Origin of the sequence: methane-oxidizing endosymbiont of Gigantopelta aegis (genome assembly GCF_016097405.1) — a bacterium.
Taxonomy (GTDB): Bacteria; Pseudomonadota; Gammaproteobacteria; order Methylococcales; family Methylomonadaceae; genus Methylomarinum.
The window spans coordinates 281,999-304,412 of sequence record NZ_JAEHGD010000001.1 but is presented as its reverse complement, the minus strand read 5'-3'; the positions used below and the strand labels follow the sequence as shown (position 1 = coordinate 304,412).

Below are 22,414 nucleotides of genomic sequence, written 5' to 3'. Positions count from 1 at the left end.
CCTTTGTGTGATCGTTTTTTATGTTCATGCATTTTTGTTTTGAGCTAATCGAATCAATCCTGGAATATCCAGAATTAAAGCAACTGAACCATCACCTAGAATGGTTGCCCCCGAAATACCTTCTATTTTGCGATAATTTTGCTCGAGTGATTTAATGACAACTTGCTGTTGGCCGAGTAAATCATCGACAAACAAGCCGCATTTCACACCTTGCCCTTCAACGACCACGACTATTCCATCGCTGATATGTCGGGCTTTAGCAGATGGAATATTAAACACCTCATGCATACGCACAATGGGTATATATTCATCTCGTAATCGAAAGGTTTCGCCTTGTTCAACGATTCGATTCACCTGCTCTTCGGATATAGAAATAGATTCAAAAATCGAGCTTAATGGGATGATATAACATTCATTACCAATCGCGACGGATTGACCGTCTAAAATAGCCAAGGTCAAGGGCAAATAAATAGAAATAGTCGAACCTTTACCCAGTTCCGATTGAATGTCGATGTTACCGCCTAAACTTTGAATATTTCTGCGCACAACATCCATACCAACACCACGGCCAGAAATATCGCTTAATGCTTCCGCCGTAGAAAACCCTGGCATAAAAATCAATTCAAAGGTTTGTTTCTCGGTCAAAATGGTACCTTCGTCGATTAAACCTTTTTCAATCGCTTTGGCTCGTAAAATATCTTTATCCAACCCTTTACCATCATCTTTGACTTCAATCACAATGTTTCCACCGCGGTGATAGGCTTCGAGAATCACCGTTCCCGTTGCGGGCTTGCCAGCGGCAATTCTTTGCTTGGGTATTTCTATGCCATGATCTAAGCTGTTTCGCACTAAATGAACAAGCGGGTCAGCGATCATTTCAATGACCGTTTTATCGACTTCAGTTTGCTCTCCTTTCATGATAAGCTCAATTTTTTTGCCCATTTTTGTGCTGAGGTCGTGCACTAAGCGAGGAAAACGGCTGAACACAAAACTAATCGGCATCATCCTGATATTCATGACATTCTCCTGCAATATGCGGGTATGCCGTTCCAATTGTTCCAAGCCGTTTTTAAGCTGATCTAACTTGCTTAAGTCAAAATTTTCACCAATCAAGCTTAACATGGACTGCGTAATGACTAATTCCCCCACCATGTTGACTAAGGCATCAATTTTTCCCGTTTCCACCCGAATGGAACTTGAACTTTTAATGTTCTTTTCAACCGTTTTTTCAGGCTCTTGAGGAAATAGTTCTGATGAAACCGTCGTCGTAGTATTAGTGTCTTTCTGACTGTATGGGGAAAAAATTGTTTTATTCTCATCAAGAAGCGGCGTATCTAATTCCGCGCTGATCGAAGAGGGATGTAAGGCATTGATTGATAAATCACATTCATCTTCGACCCAATCAAAAATATCTTCAATCAATGCTTTATCAATGGCGCCTTTAAGCTCAAGCTGCCAGGATAAATAGCATGTTTCAGGATTCATCGTATAAACATCAGGAAGTTCCTGTAAATTCAATACAATTGAGAGTTCGCCAAGTTCTTGTAATTCGCGTAAGATTCTGACAGGATCATTGCCTGTTCGAAACATGTCTCGATGGGGAGTAAAATCAATTTTCCAGCCTTGTGCTGAAGAAGATTCAAGTTGGCTCTGTGGCACTAATGGGTGGTTGATAACCGTGACGGGTTCGGTTATTTCGGAAACATTCAAGGTATTGAGTTCTTGCTGTAACTGCTGTTTATGTTCCGCAACGGCGTGTTTATCAATAACCTGGCCTTGCTGGATAGCATCAAGCATTTCCCGTAGACAATCGACTGCGCCTAACAGGACATTGACAGCTTTATGACTGACTTGGCGGCGGCCATCACGCATTTCATCTAACAATGTTTCCATCAGATGGGTAAAATCCGACAGCACCGTAAATCCAAGCGTTCCACTTCCTCCTTTTATGGAATGAGCTGCTCTAAAAATAGTATTAATCGTTTCAGCATCCATGTTGTCCTTATCCAGGTTTAATAACCCAGATTCCATGATATCCAATCCTTCCAAGCTTTCTTCAAAGAAAACTTGATGAAATTGGGCCATATCTATAGGTATCATAATCTACCTTTTTGCAAAACGTGCTCCAATACAACGATCACATTCACATTAAAACTTTGTTGATTGTTTTCAATAGTTGTTCAGGATTAAACGGTTTAATAATCCAGCCTGTTGCACTGGTAGCCTTTTTTCCTTGCTCGATTCTGTTGTCAGTAACAATAAAGGGGTGAATTTAAAGCTCTGAATTCCTTTACAAACCAGATGCCATCCATATTCGGCATATGACATCCGTTATCACCCAATCAAATTTCTGTTTTTTTAGCCTTATTCAAGGCATCCATTCCGTCAACAGCGAGAATAGTTGCCACACTTATCTCCTTGATCAATCGTAAAAAACAACTATTTTCAATCCAGCTGTGCGAAGTATAGTTCATAACGATTTATTTACACGATTTTCAACAACACAAAAAAAGGGAAGCTAAAAGCCTCCCCCTTTTTATCGATAGACGGCTCTCTTTAATTAGTCCGTGCGCTGTTTGATTGTTGTCCGTTCCCGTAATGCTTTCAAAAATGCATTAAATTCGGTTTCGCCATAGGCTTTAGCAATATTGCGAACCGCGAGTTTTAACTTCAGTTTATCGTCTTCAGTCAATTTTCCTGGATTCACCTTATTCAAGCTGATAACAACCTGTGAACCATCCACATCGGTAGTCATCACAATAGTTGGTTTTCCAGGTAAGGGTTTTGCCGCCTTGAAAACAACCTGTTTTATGGGCAGACTTACTTCAGCATTGGCACGCTCAAGTCCGCTAATGGTATGAAGTTCAAGCTTGTATTTATCCGCTACCTCAGCCATTGTCATTCCTTGTGACAATGCCTGCCTGATTTGTTGTGCGGTTTCTTCAGACATTTTACGGGCTTTATCTTTCTGCAATTGCGCCTTAATGGTTGATTTCACCGCATCAAAACCCTCAGGCTGTGCAGGCTGATGCTCCAATACTCTCATAACGACTAAACGGTCATTACCTAACTCTATCGGCTCGCTATTATTGCCTTTCAAAACATCTTCCGAGAAGGCCGCGCTGCGAACAGCCGGTTGTTCGGCAATACCTTGCCCTGCTTGACGAGTAAACCAATCCGTTTGCTTAATCTCTGCACCGATTTCTTCTGCAATAGGTAATAAATTATCCGGGTTTTCATAGCTGACTTCAGCCATTAGCTCACCTAGCTCATAGAAGCGATTTTCAGCACGCTCTTTTCGATAACTGGCCGCCACCTCATCTTTGACGTCTTCAAACGACTTGATTCTTGCTGGCGTCAATTCGGTCAATTTAATTAAATGATAGCCAAAAGCAGACTTGACCGGTTCCGAAACATCGCCTGGTTTTAATGATTTAACCGCTTCTTCAAAGGCTTTATCCATAACCCCTTCAGAAAAATAGCCTAAGTCTCCACCTTTTGGAGCCGTTAATTTATCATCGGAAATTTCAGCGGCCAGATCATCAAAGCTTTTTTGCTGTAAAGCTTGTTTTGCTTTTAAAGCACGCTCTAAAGCGACATTATCTTCAGACTTGTTTTTATTGAATTTAAACAAAATATGACTGATCCGATAACGCGCAGGCGTTGAATATTGTGCCTTATGTTCTTCATAGTAGGTTTTTAATTCCTCATCTGTCACATCGATTTGTTTGGCTAGCTTATCCAGGCTTAATTCAACATACTCGATCTTAACTTTTTCTGGGGTTTGGAACTGATCTTTATGTTGCTCATAATAAGCCAATGCCTCATCATCTGTCGGCATGGCAATATTCTCAGGTAAAGGAACGTTAATATATTCAATATCACGTGTTTGATTTTGAATGGCAAAGAAGCGCTCGGCATCTGCCTGTGTCGCAAAACTACTCTCGATCACAGTTTTTTGCATCTGTTCCATGGCCAAAGCTTTTTTGATTCTAGCGGTAAATTCAGCAGGTGTCATGCGCTGCGTCGCCAATAATGATTTATATTTTGTTTTATCAAACTTGCCATCGGTCTGTAAAAATTCCAGATTTTGAACAAATTCACGTGCCGTTTGATTAGTGATAACCAAACCTTTTTCCTGTACATATTGCCACAACACTTCATCATTAATCAGCTTTTCAAGCGCTTGTTTTTTGATCAGGGCTTCATCAAAATTCATGCCACCAAGCGACTGAGCAAATTGCGCATACGCATTATTGACATCGCGCTCAAAAAATTCCTTATCACCGACAGTAACGACCGGGCGCTCACTGCCTCCGCCAAGATAGTTTTGAATTCCCCATAGCGCAAAAGGCACACAAATCAGTAATAAAATGACCCATGCAAATACACCTTGCGATTTTTCTCTTATCTTTGTCAGCATCTGCTTATCCTACAATCTAGCCTGTGTTAATGATCGATATTTCGCTGTAAAAGCCAAAAAAAAACCCCGAACCGTGAGGTCCGGGGTTTCGTTCTGGCGGAGCGGACGGGACTCGAACCCGCGACCCCCGGCGTGACAGGCCGGTATTCTAACCAACTGAACTACCGCTCCAAAGTTCTGGTGGGTGCTGAGGGGATCGAACCCCCGACCCTCGCCTTGTAAGGGCGATGCTCTCCCAGCTGAGCTAAGCACCCGACTTAAGAGCGGCTAGTTTACAGCATCTTTTAAAGATTTACCAGCTTTAAAAGATGGAATTTTTGCAGCTTTAATTGTAATCTCTTCACCTGTTTGCGGATTACGACCTTTTCTTTCGGCCCGCTCCTTGACTGAAAAGGTACCAAATCCAACCAATGCGACTGAATCGTTATTTTTTAAAGCATTTGTGACCGCTTCAATAAAACCATCCAAAGCACGCGCGGCATCCGCCTTAGTTAATTCAGCTGAATCTGCAATTGCGTCAATAAGTTCCGATTTATTCATTTATTTCCCCTTAGGATAATTAGTGTATTTACTGCCTGGGTTTTTACACCGAAGTGTTAAGTTGTTAATGGCTAGACTGCAAAAATGCCTTTAATCCCATCTCTGAAGCGAATTTAATACTAAAATTCAAGAAATCCGCAGAAATCATGAATACAGATTGAGTCCTTTAGGGGCTGTTGCCATTTCACATAGGTAACCATAAAAAGGCGCAAGCCAGAGCGATAGAGCCTTCAAAATTTCGTTTGAGTTTGTCATATCGCGTGGCGATCGCTCTGAAATGCTTAAGTCTTGCAAACACATTTTCAACGAGATGGCGATATTTGTAGAGACACCAATCCATTTCATCATTTCCCCGAGTTGAATTCTTTTTTTGGGATAACAGGAACAGCCCCTTTGTCTTTAATTTGAAGACGTAATGCTTCACTGTCATAGCCTCTGTCAGCAACTATATAGTCACCTTTTGGGAGCTCTGCAACTAATTTCGGTGCTTCTTTACAGTCATGAACTTCGCCGCCTGTCACTGAGAAATGAATAGGAAGACCACAGGCATCAACGGCCATATGAATTTTACTGGTGTTCCCGGCGACAGATTTCCCTATCGCTGTTTCTTGTTCACAGGCCGCACCACTACTATGCTGATGTGCTTTCACAATACTCCCATCAATAAATTCCCATTCCAGGTCTGGGTCAACAACCAGGGCGTTAAAAATACCCATCAGTTTTTCTTTACGAGACCAGTCATTGAATCGTTTATATACCGCATTCCAATTACCAAAAGCCGTGGGTAAATCTCTCCAGGGACAACCTACTCGCAAGCGATAAAAAATACCTTCGACTGTTTTTCGAAGACAAGGTTTGTCATAAATTCCCATTTTCAACATAATTATCTTCAGTTTCTCCCAAAGTTCATCCGTAAGCAGTTGTCGCGGCATAGTTTGCTTGTTTTTGAGTCAAAATAAACAATCTATGTGGCGGAGTTATTGAATTTCAAGGGGGATTTTCAAAACGGCAACAGCCCCTAATAAGGACAAAGACTTTTGTATTGTGCAGTGTCAAATGACCTTAACCTGATTTGAGTTCTACTTTTAGCGAAATCAGCGACATTTATATCAATTGGGACAAAGCCATGTCAAGGACAATAACGCTGTACCCCCTTATTTTTAAGGTGTGCGGGATAAAATACAAAACACTTGAGCGCTGAAGTTAGTACTGTCAAGACGATAAAAAAGGGAGTATAGACACTATACTCCCCTCTTGTTTCGATTAACCAATTATTTCAACAGTTTGTTTACCCAGCATCTCGTAATGCCTTGCCATTACGAGATGCAATAAAAATTTCCTTAAGAAAGCCTTGCCCTTCAGAATGAGGTGCTGGGTTTACAGTATCATATTCTGATGAAATTTTCAGCTTAATGGGCAATGATTGCCTGGGTTTTTTCCTTGCCTTTTTTGGCTTCGGCCTTAGCTGACTTTTTGGCTTTAGGCGATGGCATATGTTGCAGCGCAACGTCTAAAACTTCATCAATCCAATGAACCGGTCGAATATCCAGCGTTTGCTTGATATTTTCCGGAATTTCAGCCAAGTCTTTTTCATTCTCCGATGGGATCAAGACTGTCGTGATTCCGCCTCTGTGTGCCGCAAGCAGCTTCTCTTTCAAGCCACCAATCGGCAGCACTTCACCGCGCAAGGTGATTTCGCCGGTCATCGCAACATTTGCCCGCACCGGTATCTTGGTCAAGGCCGATACGATAGCTGTGCACATACCGATACCCGCACTAGGCCCATCCTTAGGTGTTGCACCTTCCGGTACATGGATGTGCAAATCGTTTTCTTGAAACACGGCAGCGTCAATACCCAATACTTGAGCCCGACTCCTGACCACGGTCATAGCCGCCTCGATAGACTCCTTCATGACATCGCCTAATTTACCCGTCGCCTGGGTCTTTCCTTTACCTGGCATCAGTGCTGCTTCAATCGTCAGCAGCTCGCCACCGACTTCTGTCCAAGCCAGTCCTGTGACTTGACCAATCTGGTCTTTATCTTCGGCAACGCCATAACTGAAGCGTCTGACGCCTAGATATTTATCCAGATTTTCGGCCGTAATCACCTCTTTTTCTTTCTTTTCCTTCAGTAACAGGTTTTTAACGACTTTTCGGCAAATCTTGGAAATTTCACGCTCCAATCCTCTGACACCCGCCTCACGTGTGTAATACCGAATGATATCACGCACCGCTTCTTCGGTAATCTCGATTTCCGAATCTTTAAGACCATTGTTTTTGATTTGTTTTGGAATCAAAAAGCGCATGGCGATATTGATTTTTTCATCTTCGGTATACCCGGCCAACCGAATAATTTCCATTCGATCCATTAAAGCCGGCGGTATGTTCAGGGTATTTGCCGTTGCCACAAACATGACATCGGACAAGTCAAAATCCACTTCCAGATAATGATCGGCAAAGGTGTGATTTTGTTCAGGGTCTAGCACTTCCAGCAAGGCTGAAGCCGGATCACCACGAAAATCGGCGGCCATCTTGTCGATTTCATCAAGCAAGAACATAGGATTGCGGGTTTTGACTTTTGCCAGATTCTGTAAAATCTTACCTGGCATCGAGCCGATATAGGTTCTTCTGTGACCTCGAATTTCGGCTTCATCACGAACACCACCTAAGGCCATTCGCACATATTTACGATTTGTCGCCCGAGCAATGGATTTACCTAAGGATGTTTTTCCCACACCTGGAGGTCCAACTAGACATAGAATCGGGCCTTTCAACTGTTTAACCCGTTGCTGTACCGCCAGATATTCCAGAATACGTTCTTTGACTCGCTCCAAGCCATAATGCTCTTCTTCAAGCACCTGTTCGGCCAGTTTCAAGTCATGACGCACCTTGGTTTTCTTTTTCCATGGCACACTGACCATCCAGTCAATATAGTTACGTACGACAGTCGCTTCAGCCGACATCGGCGACATCATTTTCAGCTTGTTCAATTCCGCTTCGGCTTTTTCACGCGCTTCTTTTGACATGCCGGCAGAGGCAATTTTCTTTTCCAATTCTTCAATTTCATTCGCAGCGTCATCCATTTCTCCCAGCTCTTTCTGAATCGCCTTCATCTGCTCGTTCAGATAATATTCGCGCTGATTTTTTTCCATCTGTTTTTTTACGCGACCACGAATGCGTTTTTCCATTTCCAGCAAATCTACTTCGCTTTCCATCTGGCTGATCAATGTTTCAAGACGTTTCACGACATCTTCCATTTCGAGGATTTTTTGCTTGTCTTCCACTTTCATCGCCATATGCGCCGCAATGGTATCCGCCAAACGACCTAGATCCTCGATACCTGCCAGGGAATTCAGGACTTCGGGCGGAATTTTGTTGTTCAATTTGACATATTGATCAAATGAGTTAATTGCGGTGCGTTGCAAAACTTCAGCTTCAGCGCTAGAAACCGATTGCGTCTCATCAAGCGGCTCAATTGCAGCTGCAATATGATCATCCAGCTCCAAGCCTTCTTTGATACGGCATCTTTCGCTGCCTTCAACCAGCACTTTTACGGTGCCATCCGGCAATTTCAATAATTGCAATATATTAGCCAAAGTACCTGTGCTGTAGAGATCTGAAAATTTTGGATCATCAATATCAGCTTGTTTCTGAGCAATCAATAAAATAGGTTTGTCTTCTTTCATTGCCAAATCAAGGGCAACAATAGATTTTTCCCGGCCTACAAATAATGGAATAACCATATGCGGATAAACCACTACATCCCGCAAAGGTAAAACCGGGATCATATTCTCTTCTCTTTTTACTTCATTCATCTTTTTTTCCTACTCAGGAATTTTGTACATCATTGCATCGTTCGATCATTCTAATAGCTCTTGAATTAAGGATAACAAGGCCATCCGGCGTATTTAATACTTGGAATATATCAGGATTCAGTGCATCGAACGGAGTTCATAGTCTAAATATAGGGATAGATAGCTTAATTTCAAGTGGCAAAAAAAAGGAGCCAGGCCTGACAGCAAAGCTCCTTTTCGTCAAATCAACATTTCAAGCGTTTATTCAGAGGCTTGTTTCCTGGCTTCTTTTTCATAAATCAGGATAGGTTCTGATTTTCCGGCGATGACATTTTCATCAATAACCACTTTACTGATATTAGTGCTTGAAGGCAGTTCATACATCACATCCAGCAGCACATTTTCAACAATTGTTCTCAATCCACGGGCGCCAGTTTTCCTCTCCATTGATTTTCGCGCGATCGCTTGTAAAGCCTCTGGCCTAAATTCAAGCTCGACGCCTTCCATTTCGAACATATGCTGATATTGTTTAACCAAAGCATTTTTAGGTTCAGTCAATATTTTTATCAGCGCTTCTTCATCCAGCTCTTCTAGCGTCGCCACAACCGGCAAACGCCCCACAAATTCTGGAATCAATCCATATTTAATTAAGTCTTCGGCCTCAACTTCGGCAAAAAGTTCCCCAACATTTTTACTATCATCTTTCGATTTAACCTCAGCGGCAAATCCAATGCCTCCTTTTTCAGATCGTGCCTTAATCACTTGGTCCAGACCTGCAAAGGCGCCTCCCACAATAAACAGAATATTCGCCGTATTGACCTGCAAAAATTCCTGTTGTGGATGTTTGCGCCCACCTTGTGGCGGGATAGAAGCGACAGTTCCTTCAATCAGCTTTAATAAAGCTTGCTGAACACCTTCGCCTGAAACATCACGGGTAATCGAGGGATTGTCTGATTTGCGGGTGATTTTGTCGATTTCATCGATATAAACGATGCCTGTTTCAGCCTTTTCGACATCGTAATCACATTTTTGCAGAATTTTCTGAATAATGTTTTCAACATCTTCACCCACATAACCGGCTTCGGTCAGCGTCGTCGCATCGGCAATGGTAAACGGAACATCAAGCAAGCGTGCTAGCGTTTCAGCCAGCAAGGTCTTGCCTGAACCTGTCGGCCCAATCAACAAAATATTACTTTTAGCCAGTTCAATTGAATTTTTTGTTGTATTGCTACGTAACCGTTTATAGTGATTATAGACAGCAACCGCCAAAATTTTCTTCGCCTGCTCCTGCCCGATAACATAGTTATCCAGCTCAGACTTCAGCTCTTTGGGTTTCGGCAAACGATCCGGGGCATTTTCTGATTCGCTGTCGGCCAGTTCATCACGGATAATGTCATTACACAAATCGACACATTCATTGCAAACATAAACCGACGGCCCTGCAATCAGCTTTCTGACTTCATCCTGGCTTTTGCCACAAAATGAACAATAAAGCAGCTTACCATCACCATCGCTGCTTTTACTTATACTCATATTTACGCCCTCTTTGCATCCCCAAAAGGTTACTCAACATCAAGGCTACAGCATAGCCTGAATTTCAAAAAAATCAATCTTCTGCACGGGTTGACGTTATCTATTTGTCAAGACTTTATCGATCAAACCATACTCTGCCGCATCCTCTGCACTCAGAAAATTATCGCGATCAGTATCTTGTTGAATCTTCTCCAGGCTTTGTCCCGTATGGTGTGCCAGAATTTTATTCAGGCGATCACGAATTGACAATATTTCGCGTGCATGGATATCGATGTCACTGGCCTGCCCCTGAAAACCGCCCAGTGGTTGATGAATCATCACTCGGGAGTTTGGCAATCCAAAACGCTTACCTTTTGCTCCGCCAGCCAGCAAAAATGCTCCCATGCTGGCCGCCTGACCAATCACCATGGTGCTGACATCACATTTAATAAACTGCATGGTGTCATAAATCGCCATCCCTGCAGTCACCGATCCACCGGGTGAATTGATATATAAATGGATGTCTTTATCCGGGTTTTCAGATTCTAAAAACAACAATTGGGCAACGATGAGGTTGGCCATATAATCTTCAACCTGCCCGACCAGAAAAATAACCCGTTCTTTCAGTAATCTGGAATAGATATCGAAAGAGCGCTCTCCCCGGGCGGTTTGTTCAATGACTATAGGGACAAGTCCACCCGCCGCCTGAGGTGCCAGGTTATCATTCAATCCATTTTGTTTATCAAACATACGTTGCCTTTAACCTTATTGTTGTTTATTCATTACATCATCGAAGCGCACGGTTTCTTCAGCCACATTCGCCTGCTTAGCCAACCAGTCGACCGTTTGATCTTCCAGAACCATTTGCTGAACTTCCTGCAATCGTTCTGGATTTTCGTAATACCAGTTAATGACTTGCTCTGGGTTTTCATAGCTGCTTGCCATTTCTTCCAAAGTAGCGCGAACCCTGTCATCTTCGACTTTAATGTCGTTTTGTCTGATAATTTCGCCTAAAATCAAACCTAATGCAACCCGGCGTTTTGCTTGCTCTTCAAACATATCGCGTGGCAAATCCAAATCCTCGACCGACAGGCCTTGCTGTTTAGCATTCGCCGCATAAGGTTTTTTCATTTCTTCAATTTCTTGATCAATCAAGGCGTCGGGCAGCGTAATCTGAACTTTTTCATACAAGGCGTCCATGATGGCTGTTTTGAATTTATTTTTCAAAGCCTGCGCCAGCTCACGCTCCAAATTCGCTTTGACATCAGCACGGAATTCGTCCATATCGCCACTTTCGACGCCATAAGCTTTGATAAATTCCGCATCGACTTCTGGAACAACAGATTCTTCAACCTTGACAACTTCAATATCAAATTTTGCTGTTTTGCCCGCCAGCTTGTCATTGCCATATTCTTCAGGGAAGGTGATTTCAAAAGACTTGGTGTCGCCCGCTTTCAAACCGACTAGCTCATCTTCAAATCCTGGAATCATCTGGCCAGCGCCAATTTCCACAGGGTAATTCTCTACTTTACCATCGGTGAAATTTTCCCCTTCGGACTCACCTGAAAAGTGAATCGTAATGCGGTCGCCTTGTTGTGATTCCCGCTCAACCGATTGCCAGTCCTTTTTTTGTTCCCGCAACTTCTCAATCATTTGATCGACATCTGCATCTTCAACGGTTGCCGTTAAGCGTGTTACTTCAAGGCCAGCAACAGCATCAAGCGAAACTTCAGGATAGACTTCAAATTTTGCCGTATATTCCAGACCATCCTGGGCATTAGTCGGCTCTATTTGCGGAAATCCTGCTGGAATTAAATCTTCTTGCTTCAACGCATCGTAATAACTTGATTGAATTAAATCCTGGATAATTTCTCCGCGCACACGATCTGCAAACTGTTTTTTCACGACCTTGACAGGTACTTTTCCTGGACGAAATCCATCTAATTTGACTTCTTTGGCTAACTTTTTAAAACGTGCTTCCATCTTTTCCTGAATGGCCTCTTCAGGAATGGTTACTGTCATTTTTCGCTTCAATTCTGATGTCTTTTCGACAGAAATTTGCATTGCTTTTTAACCTCAAATAATCAAATGTTGGGAAATAACTGGAAATCTATCGTTAAAGAAACGTGAAAGTTATCTGATTAGATCTAAAAGACGTCCTACGCTGCTGGTTCAGCTCTACGCCATATTTGGATATAAAATGCAGATTAAAGAAAAACAATGGTTTATATATTTAAGATAGAAGCCGTTTTTGAACTTTAAAGTTTTTCACGTCCTTTAACCGTTGACCGGTACGGATCTGAACCCATCAACAGAAGGAGAATGGTGCGAGCGGAGAGACTCGAACTCTCACGGGCTACCCCACTGGAACCTAAATCCAGCGCGTCTACCAGTTCCGCCACGCTCGCGAAATCAAAGAATTTGGCATTATAATGATTTGTTTTAATAAAGACAACAAAATGCAGCATTTTTGCTCCATCCTGATGTGTTCAGTTTAACCAATAATGCCCGGCCTTTTTGCGGCTAGCTTCGATTTTCATTCGTTTGCCATTTGTTTTGACAACAACCGCACCCGCTTTACCTGTTGTTAACCAATCGATTTTTAAATCCTGATAACGCTGCAAGACAGCTTGATGCGGAAAGCCATAACGATTCAAATAACCGGCTGGAATTAACACATAATCTAAATTCAATGCCTTTAAAAACAATGCGCTAGACGAAGTTTTACTCCCATGGTGCGGAGCGATTAACACATCAGCCTGTAATTCGGCCTGATAATATGTCAGCAACCATTGCTCTGCCGCACGTTCAATGTCGCCGGGCAATAAAATCTGAAATTGTCGGGTTTTAATCTGTAACACACAGGATCGATTATTTTCCCCATTCAATATTGCAGCCGATGGTGGCGAAAGCAGCTTGAAGCTTACCTCATCCCACTGCCATCGCTGCCCTGCTTGACAGGGTTGTGCTTTATAGCGTTTCAACTTCTTAGGTACGCTACTTAGTACGCCGCCAAACGGCATTGCTTGTAAAACAGCATCAATGCCACCAATATGATCATTATCACCATGACTGATAATAACGGTATCCAGCTGTTTAAGGCCTCGATACTGTAAATAGGGTAAAACAACAGTGCGCCCCATATCTGATGTTTCACTAAAGCGGGCGCCGGCATCAAATAACAGACTATGATTCATTGTTTCCACTACCACAGACAAGCCTTGCCCGACATCCAGCAGAGTCAGTCGAATTTCGCCAGGCGGGACGTGTTGGATGCGTGGAAAAAATACCGGAAGCAGCATCAAGACACCTAAATAACGACCTGGAACACCTTTCGGCAATATCAGTAAAAATACCCCTACGCCGGCCAATATCAGAGTATCGACAGGTATGTTAATCGTTTGCCAGATCGACCATTTAAACGCACTCAGTTTTTCCAAAAAAATCCAGCATATCGCTAATATATGCTCCAACAGGGTAAATAACACGCCTGCTAGTACTGGAAATAAAAACATCGATAACATCGCGCAAAAAACCAGTGGTACCACCAGCAAAGTAATAATCGGTACGGCAACCAAATTAGCAAACGGTGCTAATATTGAAAAACCACTAAAAAATAAGGCTAAAACTGGCAGTAACCCCAAAGCGGTTACGACATGGACCTTACTTGCCTCGGCCCAATAATGACGCCGTTTTGAATCCCCGGATAAAGCAATTAAAATAACGATGACAACCAGGAATGATAACCAAAAGCCGGGGCTTAAAACCGATAAAGGATCAAACAACAGAATGCTTAACAGAGCAACAGCCAAAATCTGTGATTTTTTGACATGCCGCTGCCAATACAGTGAAAGCATGATGACACACAGCATGATCAAAGCCCGTTGGGTTGGTAACGAAAAACCAGCCAGTGCGGCGTAAATCAAGGCAATAGTCAATGAGGCTATAATCGCAATGCGCTGCGGCGAAACCGAAACAAGGCCAACCCACAATAGACTACGCCAAATCAAATAATAAACCACGCCCGCTATCAAGCCGATATGCAAGCCAGAGATTGCAATCAGATGTGCTGTACCGGTGCGCCTGAATACCGTCCACTGCCCAGGGTTCAAGTCCGAACGATCGCCAATCGCTAATGCTTTGATCACTCCCCGCGCCAATCCCTGCGTCACCCAGCCATCGATCCGATCAGCCATGTATTGCCGCCACGCATTTATTGAATACAATTCTGATGATAACAAGTCGGCCTGAACGTTGCTTTTAACATATCCAGTCGCACCAATACGCTGACTAAATAGCCATTTTTCATAGTCAAAGCCGCCGGGATTAAAATAACCATGCGGCGTTTTTAATTTTACCGCCAATCGCCAAACCTGCCCTGCCTTGAGCAGCTGATCCGGATAGTACCAATTCAGGCGGATTTTAGCGGGAAGCCGTGATTCCTCGACCAAAGGTATGAAATCAAAACGCACTTTATGCGTTTGGTAATGTGGAATATCGGCCACGATACCTTTAATAATGACGACTTTTCCGTTGAGATGTGTATCAAGCCGGTCATCCAATATCGATTGCGCAAAGATAGCCGTCCAGCAAAACCCCAAACAAAAAGCCAGAATGCGCCAGCTTCTCATGATGCTCGAGAGCAGCGCTAACACCACTATCCAAATGAGCTGACCAGTATCCGGTAATGCCTTCAAATACTGAACGGCTAAGTCACCTAAAAGAAAAAATAGCGCAAACCAGGGCATATTAGTTGCCATCCCGTTTCAAATTCATGTTCTGATCATTAACATACAGCCCGTATGAAAAGTTTGCGCAATAGAGATACCGCGTTAAAACCTGTTAGAATAAAACCGGTTTAAATCATGCTATCGTTGATCATGCCCAAAAATTTCATTAAAAAACATTTTCCAGATCCTGAAAAAATAAAGCAGCATAAAAATCTGCAATTCTTAGGCGAAAGATTACATACACCGAATCTCTGGCATCTCAATCGTCGTTCTGTCGCCATGGCGTTTGCTGTTGGCCTGTTTGTTGCCTGGATCCCGACCCCCGGTCAAATGGTTATCGCCGCCATAGTGGCTTTGTTTGTAGGCGCTAACTTGCCGATATCGGTCGCTTTAGTTTGGATCACCAATCCGCTAACGATGCCGCCCATGTTTTATTTTGCTTATATCGTTGGATTATTCTCATTAGGACAAGAAAAGCCTGATGCCGATATGACATTTGATGTTGAAAGCGTATTGGCAAGTTTAGGCGATATCGGTGGGCCTTTTTTATTAGGTTGTCTGATTCTGGGAACCCTGTCGGCGTTTATTGGCTATTTTGGCATGCGTTTTTTGTGGCGCCTGATTATCATCAGTAAATGGCGCAAACGAAAAGCGAGAAATGCATCGAGTCTTTGACATCCTGGTCGCGTAGTCAAACATAAATACCTGTTCTGACAACGCGACCTCAATAAATCAAGGTTACCCAAAGGTGCCGCCATTCCAGCCCCAAAAAGCGCCATGGCACGCACTGAATTCAATATAAATGCGTTCGGCGGGGATTTGTAACTCTGAATTTAATAATTGCGTTATGGCCGTTGATAATGATTTGGCCTGAGCCTCTGTCAAACCAATGCTTTTGCATTCTAGATAGGCTAATGGATCAGTTTTCCCGGAAAATTGCATATCTTTTCCAGAACTTATTTCAACCATGACATAGGATTCTGATTTTCCGGTCTCTTCGGCCATCAGCGCAGAAAGCTGCTGCATCAATTGGCCGGTTTGCTGCTTACTTACAGTTTTATTGGTTGCTAGACTTACAAATGGCATTGTTATACCTCGCTCTGATTTCAAAAAAGTTCAACTTAACAACAATTGAAACATCAACATAGCATGCCTATCGGCGTCAAAAAGCGATTTCACATTTTTTTGTGTAAGGAATCACTAATTTGCTGCGCTTGCAGCAATTAAATACGCTAAACTTATTGGCTATAGTACTTTATCAAACAATCTACTTAACTATGGAAAATCTGTGAGAAATTCTTTTTTTCTGGTCATCCCTGAACAAAAAAAAGCTCCAGAACTGATTCTATCTTATGAAGAATCAAATTTAAGGCAATGGGTTGCCGACCTGCCTGCGGCAAACCCATCGCTATCTACACGTCTGTTGCTCGACCAACTCACCGATATGAATAGCGTAGAAATGCCTGCGACCGATCGTTTGACAGCATTAGAAATCATTCGGCCACACTTTCTCCAGATTCAAGACTATTTACGCACACGTTTAATCCAGACAGGTTTCCCCAAAACGCTTAACGAACAAAAAATCATGGGCGTTCTTTCAACGCTTGAAAAACAACTCTGTATCGGCTACTGGATTTGTGTCAGACAACTTTCACAGCGCAATATCAGTTGGTTCCAGAGCAAACACTTAGGTTTGGCTTTACAGCGCACGTTGAAGGGGCTAAGCACTATTGCCCTGACGCATTTCATCATGAACAAACCGGTTCCGGAATGGGTCTGGATTGATCTTCATTCGCTGTATAAATTAAGCAAAAAACATAAAAAGGAAACGGTCAAAATCCCTGATGCCAGTAATATATCGCATAAAAGCTCGGTCGAGGACTGTTACAAACAGATCTTACTATTGAGTCTGGCCGACCCCTCCACACTGATGCAACGTGAGTTTACGCTTTGTTATCATTTTATTGAAAAATTAACCTCACTCGTCAGTTTGCAAGAAGAGCCTGTTAATGCGATGGCAAAACAGTGTTTGATTCAAACCGATGAAGATATCCCTCCATTTTTTGCAAGCCAGGCCACCCCGGATTCATCGGCACGTCTATTTATCGATCTGACGCGTTTAAACAAGATCTGCCAACAAGTCGATAAATGGGTTGATCCGCAAGAGTTCCGCTATAACCCCTCCAGGCAAAATAGCAATCATCAGCCTAAACTCGCTTCAGACCTTTTCAATCAATTAGCGCAGAGCTGGCAAGGAAATTCCCTGCAAAATACGCCTTTGTTTAGCGATCGAATTGATCGTCTGGCTGCGATAGGTTTGGATGCGACCTATGAACTCCAATCCAATCTCATTCAGACCAAAAGCCCCTTACAGGATGAAATTCGAGCAGAATCATTTTCAGAAAAGTCTTTAAGCATTGAATTCAATCGCACGAATGCACTTTCTATTGGCAGCTTGGTCAGCTTCCGCCGTATCGATGCAATGCCTCAACAAAGAGCGCTCGCCGTAGTCACTCGGTTGGAGTTGACGAAACAAGATAATAAACTCATCTTTGAACCCAAACTCATCTCGCAGCAAGTTTTTCCGGCTACTTATATTCCTTTTGATGCCGATAAAAATGAAGTACCTCCACAAAAAGCCCTGCTTTATGCGGTCAAAAAAGACAATACTGAAAAAACTTATATTATTTTGGATTCATTTTCCTTAAAACGTGGTGATTTGTTACGCCTGTTTTTTAACAACGAAAATTTCCCGATCATTTTAAATAATCGTACCAATATCGGTTTAGGCTATTGGCAATTTGAGTGTGGTCGGTTAGAGGAAAAACAAGTTGCAAAAGTACAGCCTAAAAAAAAGGGGTTTGACTTTATTTAACGCATACTTTTCATGTACTGATTTCGGAATATCTGTGGCACAAGTGGCTTGAGGCCATTGCATAAACGCAGTATTCTTGCAAAATATTGTGTGCCTTGAATCGGCAAACCTATGAATTAAAAGTGGGGATGATATGAAAAAACCTATAATCATTATTGGCATTGGTGAATTAGGCGGTGAATTTGCGCGTGGTTTTCTGCGCTGCGGCTACCCGGTCATTCCTGTGACCCGTCAAACTAATGTCGAGACATTAAGCCAGGAAGTAGCCGACCCTGCCTTGGTGTTAATTGCCGTGCAAGAACAAGAATTACACCACGTACTGGAAAAACTCCCCACAGTCTGGCACGATAAGATTGCTCTGATTCAGAACGAATTATTGCCACGAGACTGGCGACAATTCAATATTCCTGATCCCACTGTTGCCGTCGTCTGGTTTGAAAAAAAACCAAATATAGCGTTGACCAATATACTGTACACCCCTGTTTTTGGTCCAAAGGCCGATATTTTAATTGAAGCATTGAATGCAATAAGCATTCCGACAAAAAAATTACATAACAATGATGAATTGCTTTATGAATTACTGCGTAAGGCGCTCTATATTTTAACTGTCAATATTTGCGGCCTTATCGAAAACTGCAGCGTTGGAGAATTATGGGAAAAACACCGCCCGTTAGCTATTGCCGTGGCCAAAGAGGCCGTACAAATTCTGGCTTGGTTGAGTGAAACAACATTAGATGAACAAAAACTGATTGATGGCATGGCCGAAGGCATTGCCGATTGTCCAAATCGCAAGTGCCTAGGCCGCCGAGCGCAATCCCGGCTGGAGAGAGCATTAGCTTATGCCGAACAAGCCGGAATTGAAACGCCTACCCTTTCAGAAATTTATAAAAACCTCACCGACAGCGAGTCCAGCTTTGCCATCAACAATTGATAAAAAAATATATAAACAGTTTTATAGTGTGACAATGACAAGGGAGCTAAACTTACAATTCTCGCGTAGCACTAAAGGTAATTTCTGGCCAGCGTTCTTCGGTTAATTGTAAATTAACCCGACTGCTGGCCAAATAAACCAGAAACCCGCTGCCATCTATTGCCAGATTATCAAACGCTTTTTTCTTGAACTCTTCCAGTTTGGCGGCATCATCAGAAGTCACCCAGCGTACTGTATTGATACTAACCGTGTCATAAATACATTCGACGTTATACTCCGTTTTCAAACGGTGTGCCGTCACATCAAATTGCAAAACACCCACCGCACCCAGAATCAGATCATTGTTTTTAAGTGGTCTGAATAATTGCGTTGCACCTTCTTCGGTCAATTGAATCAAGCCTTTTTGCAAGGCCTTTGAGCGCAATGGGTCTTTCAGTACCACACGTCGGAACAGTTCAGGCGCAAAATACGGAATGCCACCGAACTTCAGTGTTTCACCTTCTGTAAAGGTATCGCCCACCTGTATCGTGCCATGATTGTGCAGACCAATAATATCGCCTGGATAAGCAGTATCGACATTTTTTCGACTATCTGCCTGAAAGGTAATGGCGTTACCAACCTGGATTTTTTTACCTATGCGCACATGAGATAACTTCATGCCTTTATCAAAAACGCCGGAACAGATCCGCATGAATGCGACTCGGTCTCGGTGAGCAGGATCCATATTAGCCTGAATCTTAAATATAAAACCGGTAAATTTTGCTTCATCAGGTAATACTTCGCGCTGCTCGGCTTGGCGAGATTTAGGTGGAGGCGCGTACTCAGCAAAAGCATCAAGTAATTCAATAATGCCAAAATTATTAATCGCCGAGCCAAAAAATACCGGAGTTAAACGCCCTTCCAGATAATCATCATGATTAAATTCATGACTGGCGCCACGCACCAGTTCAATTTCCTCCCGCAATTCATCAGCCTGATAGCCGAGTATCTCATCTAATTTGGGGTTATTCAGACCTTTTATAACCTCGGCATCCATGATTTTACCGCCATGATGAGGGCTGAACAGTAAGATTTCATCTTTATACAGATGATAGACACCTTTGAATCGTTTCCCCATACCTATAGGCCAGGTCATCGGGGCGCATGCGATATTCAGTACACTTTCTACTTCATCCAACAGATCAATCGGGTCGCGTCCTTCCCGGTCGAGTTTATTGATAAAGGTTAGAATTGGCGTGGTTCTAAGGCGACAAACTTCCATCAATTTAATGGTTCTGTCCTCAACGCCTTTAGCGACATCGATCACCATTAAAGCTGAATCGACCGCAGTCAGCGTTCGGTAGGTGTCTTCAGAAAAGTCTTCATGCCCTGGCGTATCCAATAAATTCAGAACACAGTCATTATGCTCGAACTGCATGACCGAGGTTGTCACCGAAATCCCCCGCTCTTTCTCCATTTCCATCCAATCAGAGGTGGCATGTCTAGCCGCTTTTCGTCCCTTTACGGAGCCGGCTAACTGAATAGCGCCACCAAACAATAGCAGTTTTTCGGTGATGGTTGTCTTCCCAGCGTCAGGGTGCGAAATAATGGCAAACGTTCTGCGTCTGTTAATTTCGTGAGTCAGTAACGGATTAGATTGTGAATTCATTCAAGTGATTTTTTATTTGAAAACAGTATATTAGGTGGGAATGAAATGTAATAGGCACAAAATTATATCATAAGCCAAATATCATTATGAGCGGCAACAAAGAGCAACGGCACTACAGCGGCAGAGCTGGGTTAAACTCGGGTACTAATTGCTTTAGCAGCTCACGAATCTTTTGCTCATCCCGTTTTTGACAAAACACATCCAATTGATCCACCTGTTCCAGCCAATTCGAGTCATAAGATCTGGCTTTGGCTAAATACAACTTTGAAAATTCCGTTTTGATCATGGCTTCCTGCTCATGAAACAACTCTTCATATAATTTTTCACCGGGTCTCAAACCAACATATTTGATTTCAATATCTTGCCCAGGTTTCTTACCACTCAACAGAATCATTTGTTCCGCCAGATAGGCTATTTTGACAGGCTGCCCCATATCCAGCACAAAAATTTCACCGCCATTGCCGACAGCTTCAGCCTGCATAATCAACTGGCAAGCCTCCGGAATCGTCATAAAATAACGCGTAATGTCCGGATGGGTCACCGTGACTGGCCCACCCGCCTTAATTTGCTCCCGAAATAACGGGACAACGCTACCGGCCGAATCCAGAACATTACCAAAACGAACCGTAATAAAGCGAGTTGAATCTTCTTTGTCCAGATTCTGGCAAAGAATTTCCGCTGCTCGCTTGGTCGCCCCCATCACATTGGTTGGATTGACAGCCTTATCCGTCGAAATCAATACAAATCGTTGCACACCGTATTTAATCGCACAATGGGCCACATGCCGGGTGCCGATCAAATTATTATGCACGGCTTCCCTGACCTGATGCTCTAACATCGGCACATGTTTATAAGCGGCCGCATGAAACACAATAGCTGGGTGATAGCTCGCAAACGCCGCATCAATCGCTATATTATCGGCAACGTCGCCCAAAACAATATCAAACACCAGTTCGGGAAACGCATCTTTTAGGTTCTTCTCCAGACAATAAAGATTGTATTCCGATTGATCAAAGACGACTAAACGCTTAGGTTTCATCCGGGCTAATTGCCGACATAATTCAGAACCAATCGACCCACCCCCTCCGGTAACCAAAATTACCTTGTCACATAAACTGGCTGAAATATGCTTCCAATCCAGTTTGACTGGATCACGCCCTAAAATATCCTCAATCGATACATCTCTTAAACTTTCTTGGGTGATTTTCTGGCTTAATAACTCGTTAACCGATGGCAATGTTTTAAATGGAAGCTGACTGGCTTCACAATAGGACACAATACGTCGCATTTGCCGCTCATCGGCACTGGGTGTCGCGATTAAAATGGCTTCGATATCCCATTGTCGAATCAACTCTGGAATATCATCGATCGTGCCACCGACACGGACGCCTCTAATTTCACGATGTAAGCGATTTTTATTATCATCAACCAACAAAACTGGCTGATATTCAGCATCAGGACTGGTACATAAATCACGCACCAGCAATTCGGCCGCAGAACCGGCACCTACAATCAATGCCCGCTTACCCTGAGTCTGAAAATGCGCTTTTTCTTTCCATAATCGATAAAGAAATCGTGGTGCCGCTAACAGCAGTAGCAACAACATGACATACAAAACAATCACACTACGCGGTACGCCTTCTAGTCGATTATATAAAAATAAGCCACAGGCAATGACAAATGCGCCAACACAAACCGCTTTGATAATCCGAATCAAATCTGGAATCGATGAAAACCGCCAAATTCCACGATACAATCCAAATAGCCAAAATACAACGGTTTGAAACCCCATCACCCAAGGCAAATAAGTGAGTGCAGAATCCCAATAATTGACAGGAATTTCCTGTAAGTTAAAACGTATCCAATATGCACCCAACCAAGCGACAGGCACCATCAGAAAATCATGAATAAATACAGTCGTACGGGAACGAAAACGAATTTTCACAAGTTTTTAAAATACC

Annotated in this window: 15 protein-coding genes, 3 tRNA genes and 1 pseudogene; 3 read left to right on the top strand and 16 right to left on the bottom strand. The window is 42.9% G+C overall.

The features are described 5' to 3' along the window. Nucleotides 1-24 precede the first annotated feature (24 nt). The 13 genes and pseudogenes from JEU20_RS01510 to JEU20_RS01455 form a co-directional block, all read right to left on the bottom strand. Nucleotides 25-2,085 carry a chemotaxis protein CheA gene (locus JEU20_RS01510; RefSeq protein WP_245395052.1) on the bottom strand — a complete coding sequence of 687 codons (2,061 nt, stop codon included), beginning with the start codon at nt 2,083-2,085 and terminating at the stop codon, nt 25-27. A gap of 58 nt (nt 2,086-2,143) precedes the next feature. Beyond that, nucleotides 2,144-2,474, bottom strand: a pseudogene (locus JEU20_RS15740) (response regulator). A gap of 86 nt (nt 2,475-2,560) precedes the next feature. Then, the gene (locus tag JEU20_RS01505) at nt 2,561-4,423 is read right to left on the bottom strand and encodes a SurA N-terminal domain-containing protein (RefSeq protein WP_198243329.1); all 1,863 of its coding nucleotides are present in this window, start codon (nt 4,421-4,423) and stop codon (nt 2,561-2,563) included. Nucleotides 4,424-4,517: 94 nt separating this feature from the next. After that, nucleotides 4,518-4,594: transfer RNA gene (locus tag JEU20_RS01500), tRNA-Asp, on the bottom strand. Nucleotides 4,595-4,601: 7 nt separating this feature from the next. Then, nucleotides 4,602-4,677, bottom strand: a tRNA-Val gene (locus JEU20_RS01495). Nucleotides 4,678-4,690: 13 nt separating this feature from the next. Next, a complete protein-coding gene (locus JEU20_RS01490; protein ID WP_198243327.1) occupies nt 4,691-4,963 on the bottom strand; it encodes an HU family DNA-binding protein in 273 nt (90 codons plus the stop codon). Nucleotides 4,964-5,147: 184 nt separating this feature from the next. Then, nucleotides 5,148-5,895 (bottom strand): IS5 family transposase gene (locus tag JEU20_RS01485; RefSeq protein ID WP_198243325.1). Its coding sequence is split into 2 segments (ribosomal slippage): nt 5,148-5,334 and nt 5,333-5,895, totalling 750 coding nucleotides; the frame shifts between segments, so codons are not numbered across the junction. A gap of 477 nt (nt 5,896-6,372) precedes the next feature. Continuing rightward, nucleotides 6,373-8,778: an endopeptidase La gene (gene lon / locus JEU20_RS01480; protein ID WP_198243323.1), complete on the bottom strand. Its 2,406-nt coding sequence runs from the start codon at nt 8,776-8,778 to the stop codon at nt 6,373-6,375. A 240-nt stretch (nt 8,779-9,018) separates the two neighbouring features. Further along, entirely contained in the window at nt 9,019-10,290 is a 1,272-nt protein-coding gene (gene clpX / locus JEU20_RS01475; protein ID WP_281066764.1) for an ATP-dependent Clp protease ATP-binding subunit ClpX, read from the bottom strand. A 96-nt stretch (nt 10,291-10,386) separates the two neighbouring features. Further along, on the bottom strand, nt 10,387-11,019 hold the full coding sequence (gene clpP, locus JEU20_RS01470; protein WP_198243321.1) for an ATP-dependent Clp endopeptidase proteolytic subunit ClpP: 633 nt from the start codon (nt 11,017-11,019) through the stop codon (nt 10,387-10,389). 15 nt (nt 11,020-11,034) lie between these two features. Continuing rightward, a complete protein-coding gene (gene tig / locus JEU20_RS01465) occupies nt 11,035-12,333 on the bottom strand; it encodes a trigger factor (protein WP_198243319.1) in 1,299 nt (432 codons plus the stop codon). A 259-nt stretch (nt 12,334-12,592) separates the two neighbouring features. Further along, nucleotides 12,593-12,677 (bottom strand) — tRNA-Leu (locus tag JEU20_RS01460). Nucleotides 12,678-12,758: 81 nt separating this feature from the next. Beyond that, a complete protein-coding gene (locus JEU20_RS01455; protein ID WP_214657274.1) occupies nt 12,759-15,029 on the bottom strand; it encodes a DNA internalization-related competence protein ComEC/Rec2 in 2,271 nt (756 codons plus the stop codon). A gap of 120 nt (nt 15,030-15,149) precedes the next feature. On the opposite strand from JEU20_RS01455, the gene JEU20_RS01450 reads away from it, so the two are divergent. Continuing rightward, on the top strand, nt 15,150-15,674 hold the full coding sequence (locus JEU20_RS01450; protein WP_198245772.1) for a DUF2062 domain-containing protein: 525 nt from the start codon (nt 15,150-15,152) through the stop codon (nt 15,672-15,674). A 63-nt stretch (nt 15,675-15,737) separates the two neighbouring features. Here the strand turns inward: JEU20_RS01450 and JEU20_RS01445 are convergent, their stop codons facing one another. Then, on the bottom strand, nt 15,738-16,085 hold the full coding sequence (locus JEU20_RS01445; protein ID WP_198243315.1) for a phenylpyruvate tautomerase MIF-related protein: 348 nt from the start codon (nt 16,083-16,085) through the stop codon (nt 15,738-15,740). A gap of 202 nt (nt 16,086-16,287) precedes the next feature. On the opposite strand from JEU20_RS01445, the gene JEU20_RS01440 reads away from it, so the two are divergent. Both JEU20_RS01440 and JEU20_RS01435 read left to right on the top strand, forming a co-directional pair. After that, complete coding sequence (locus JEU20_RS01440) at nt 16,288-17,874, top strand: hypothetical protein (protein ID WP_198243313.1); 1,587 nt, start codon at nt 16,288-16,290, stop codon at nt 17,872-17,874. A gap of 133 nt (nt 17,875-18,007) precedes the next feature. After that, complete coding sequence (locus JEU20_RS01435) at nt 18,008-18,805, top strand: ketopantoate reductase C-terminal domain-containing protein (protein ID WP_198243311.1); 798 nt, start codon at nt 18,008-18,010, stop codon at nt 18,803-18,805. 52 nt (nt 18,806-18,857) lie between these two features. On the opposite strand, the gene JEU20_RS01430 is transcribed toward JEU20_RS01435, so the two are convergent. Both JEU20_RS01430 and JEU20_RS01425 read right to left on the bottom strand, forming a co-directional pair. Then, nucleotides 18,858-20,453 (bottom strand): peptide chain release factor 3, encoded by a 1,596-nt coding sequence (locus JEU20_RS01430; RefSeq protein ID WP_198243309.1) that lies wholly within the window; start codon nt 20,451-20,453, stop codon nt 18,858-18,860. 112 nt (nt 20,454-20,565) lie between these two features. After that, nucleotides 20,566-22,398 (bottom strand): polysaccharide biosynthesis protein, encoded by a 1,833-nt coding sequence (locus JEU20_RS01425; RefSeq protein ID WP_245395051.1) that lies wholly within the window; start codon nt 22,396-22,398, stop codon nt 20,566-20,568. Nucleotides 22,399-22,414: the final 16 nt, after the last annotated feature.

What these genes read in the sequence shown, in the direction of transcription:
- clpP (WP_198243321.1), bottom strand. Translation starts at nt 11,019, where the DNA reads ATGTTTGATAAACAAAATGGATTGAATGATAACCTGGCACCTCAGGCG.
- JEU20_RS01445 (WP_198243315.1), bottom strand. Translation starts at nt 16,085, where the DNA reads ATGCCATTTGTAAGTCTAGCAACCAATAAAACTGTAAGTAAGCAGCAA.
- JEU20_RS01435 (WP_198243311.1), top strand. Translation starts at nt 18,008, where the DNA reads ATGAAAAAACCTATAATCATTATTGGCATTGGTGAATTAGGCGGTGAA.
- JEU20_RS01455 (WP_214657274.1), bottom strand. Translation starts at nt 15,029, where the DNA reads ATGGCAACTAATATGCCCTGGTTTGCGCTATTTTTTCTTTTAGGTGAC.
- clpX (WP_281066764.1), bottom strand. Translation starts at nt 10,290, where the DNA reads ATGAGTATAAGTAAAAGCAGCGATGGTGATGGTAAGCTGCTTTATTGT.
- tig (WP_198243319.1), bottom strand. Translation starts at nt 12,333, where the DNA reads ATGCAAATTTCTGTCGAAAAGACATCAGAATTGAAGCGAAAAATGACA.
- JEU20_RS01505 (WP_198243329.1), bottom strand. Translation starts at nt 4,423, where the DNA reads ATGCTGACAAAGATAAGAGAAAAATCGCAAGGTGTATTTGCATGGGTC.
- lon (WP_198243323.1), bottom strand. Translation starts at nt 8,778, where the DNA reads ATGAATGAAGTAAAAAGAGAAGAGAATATGATCCCGGTTTTACCTTTG.
- JEU20_RS01450 (WP_198245772.1), top strand. Translation starts at nt 15,150, where the DNA reads ATGCCCAAAAATTTCATTAAAAAACATTTTCCAGATCCTGAAAAAATA.
- JEU20_RS01510 (WP_245395052.1), bottom strand. Translation starts at nt 2,085, where the DNA reads ATGGCCCAATTTCATCAAGTTTTCTTTGAAGAAAGCTTGGAAGGATTG.
- JEU20_RS01490 (WP_198243327.1), bottom strand. Translation starts at nt 4,963, where the DNA reads ATGAATAAATCGGAACTTATTGACGCAATTGCAGATTCAGCTGAATTA.
- JEU20_RS01430 (WP_198243309.1), bottom strand. Translation starts at nt 20,453, where the DNA reads ATGAATTCACAATCTAATCCGTTACTGACTCACGAAATTAACAGACGC.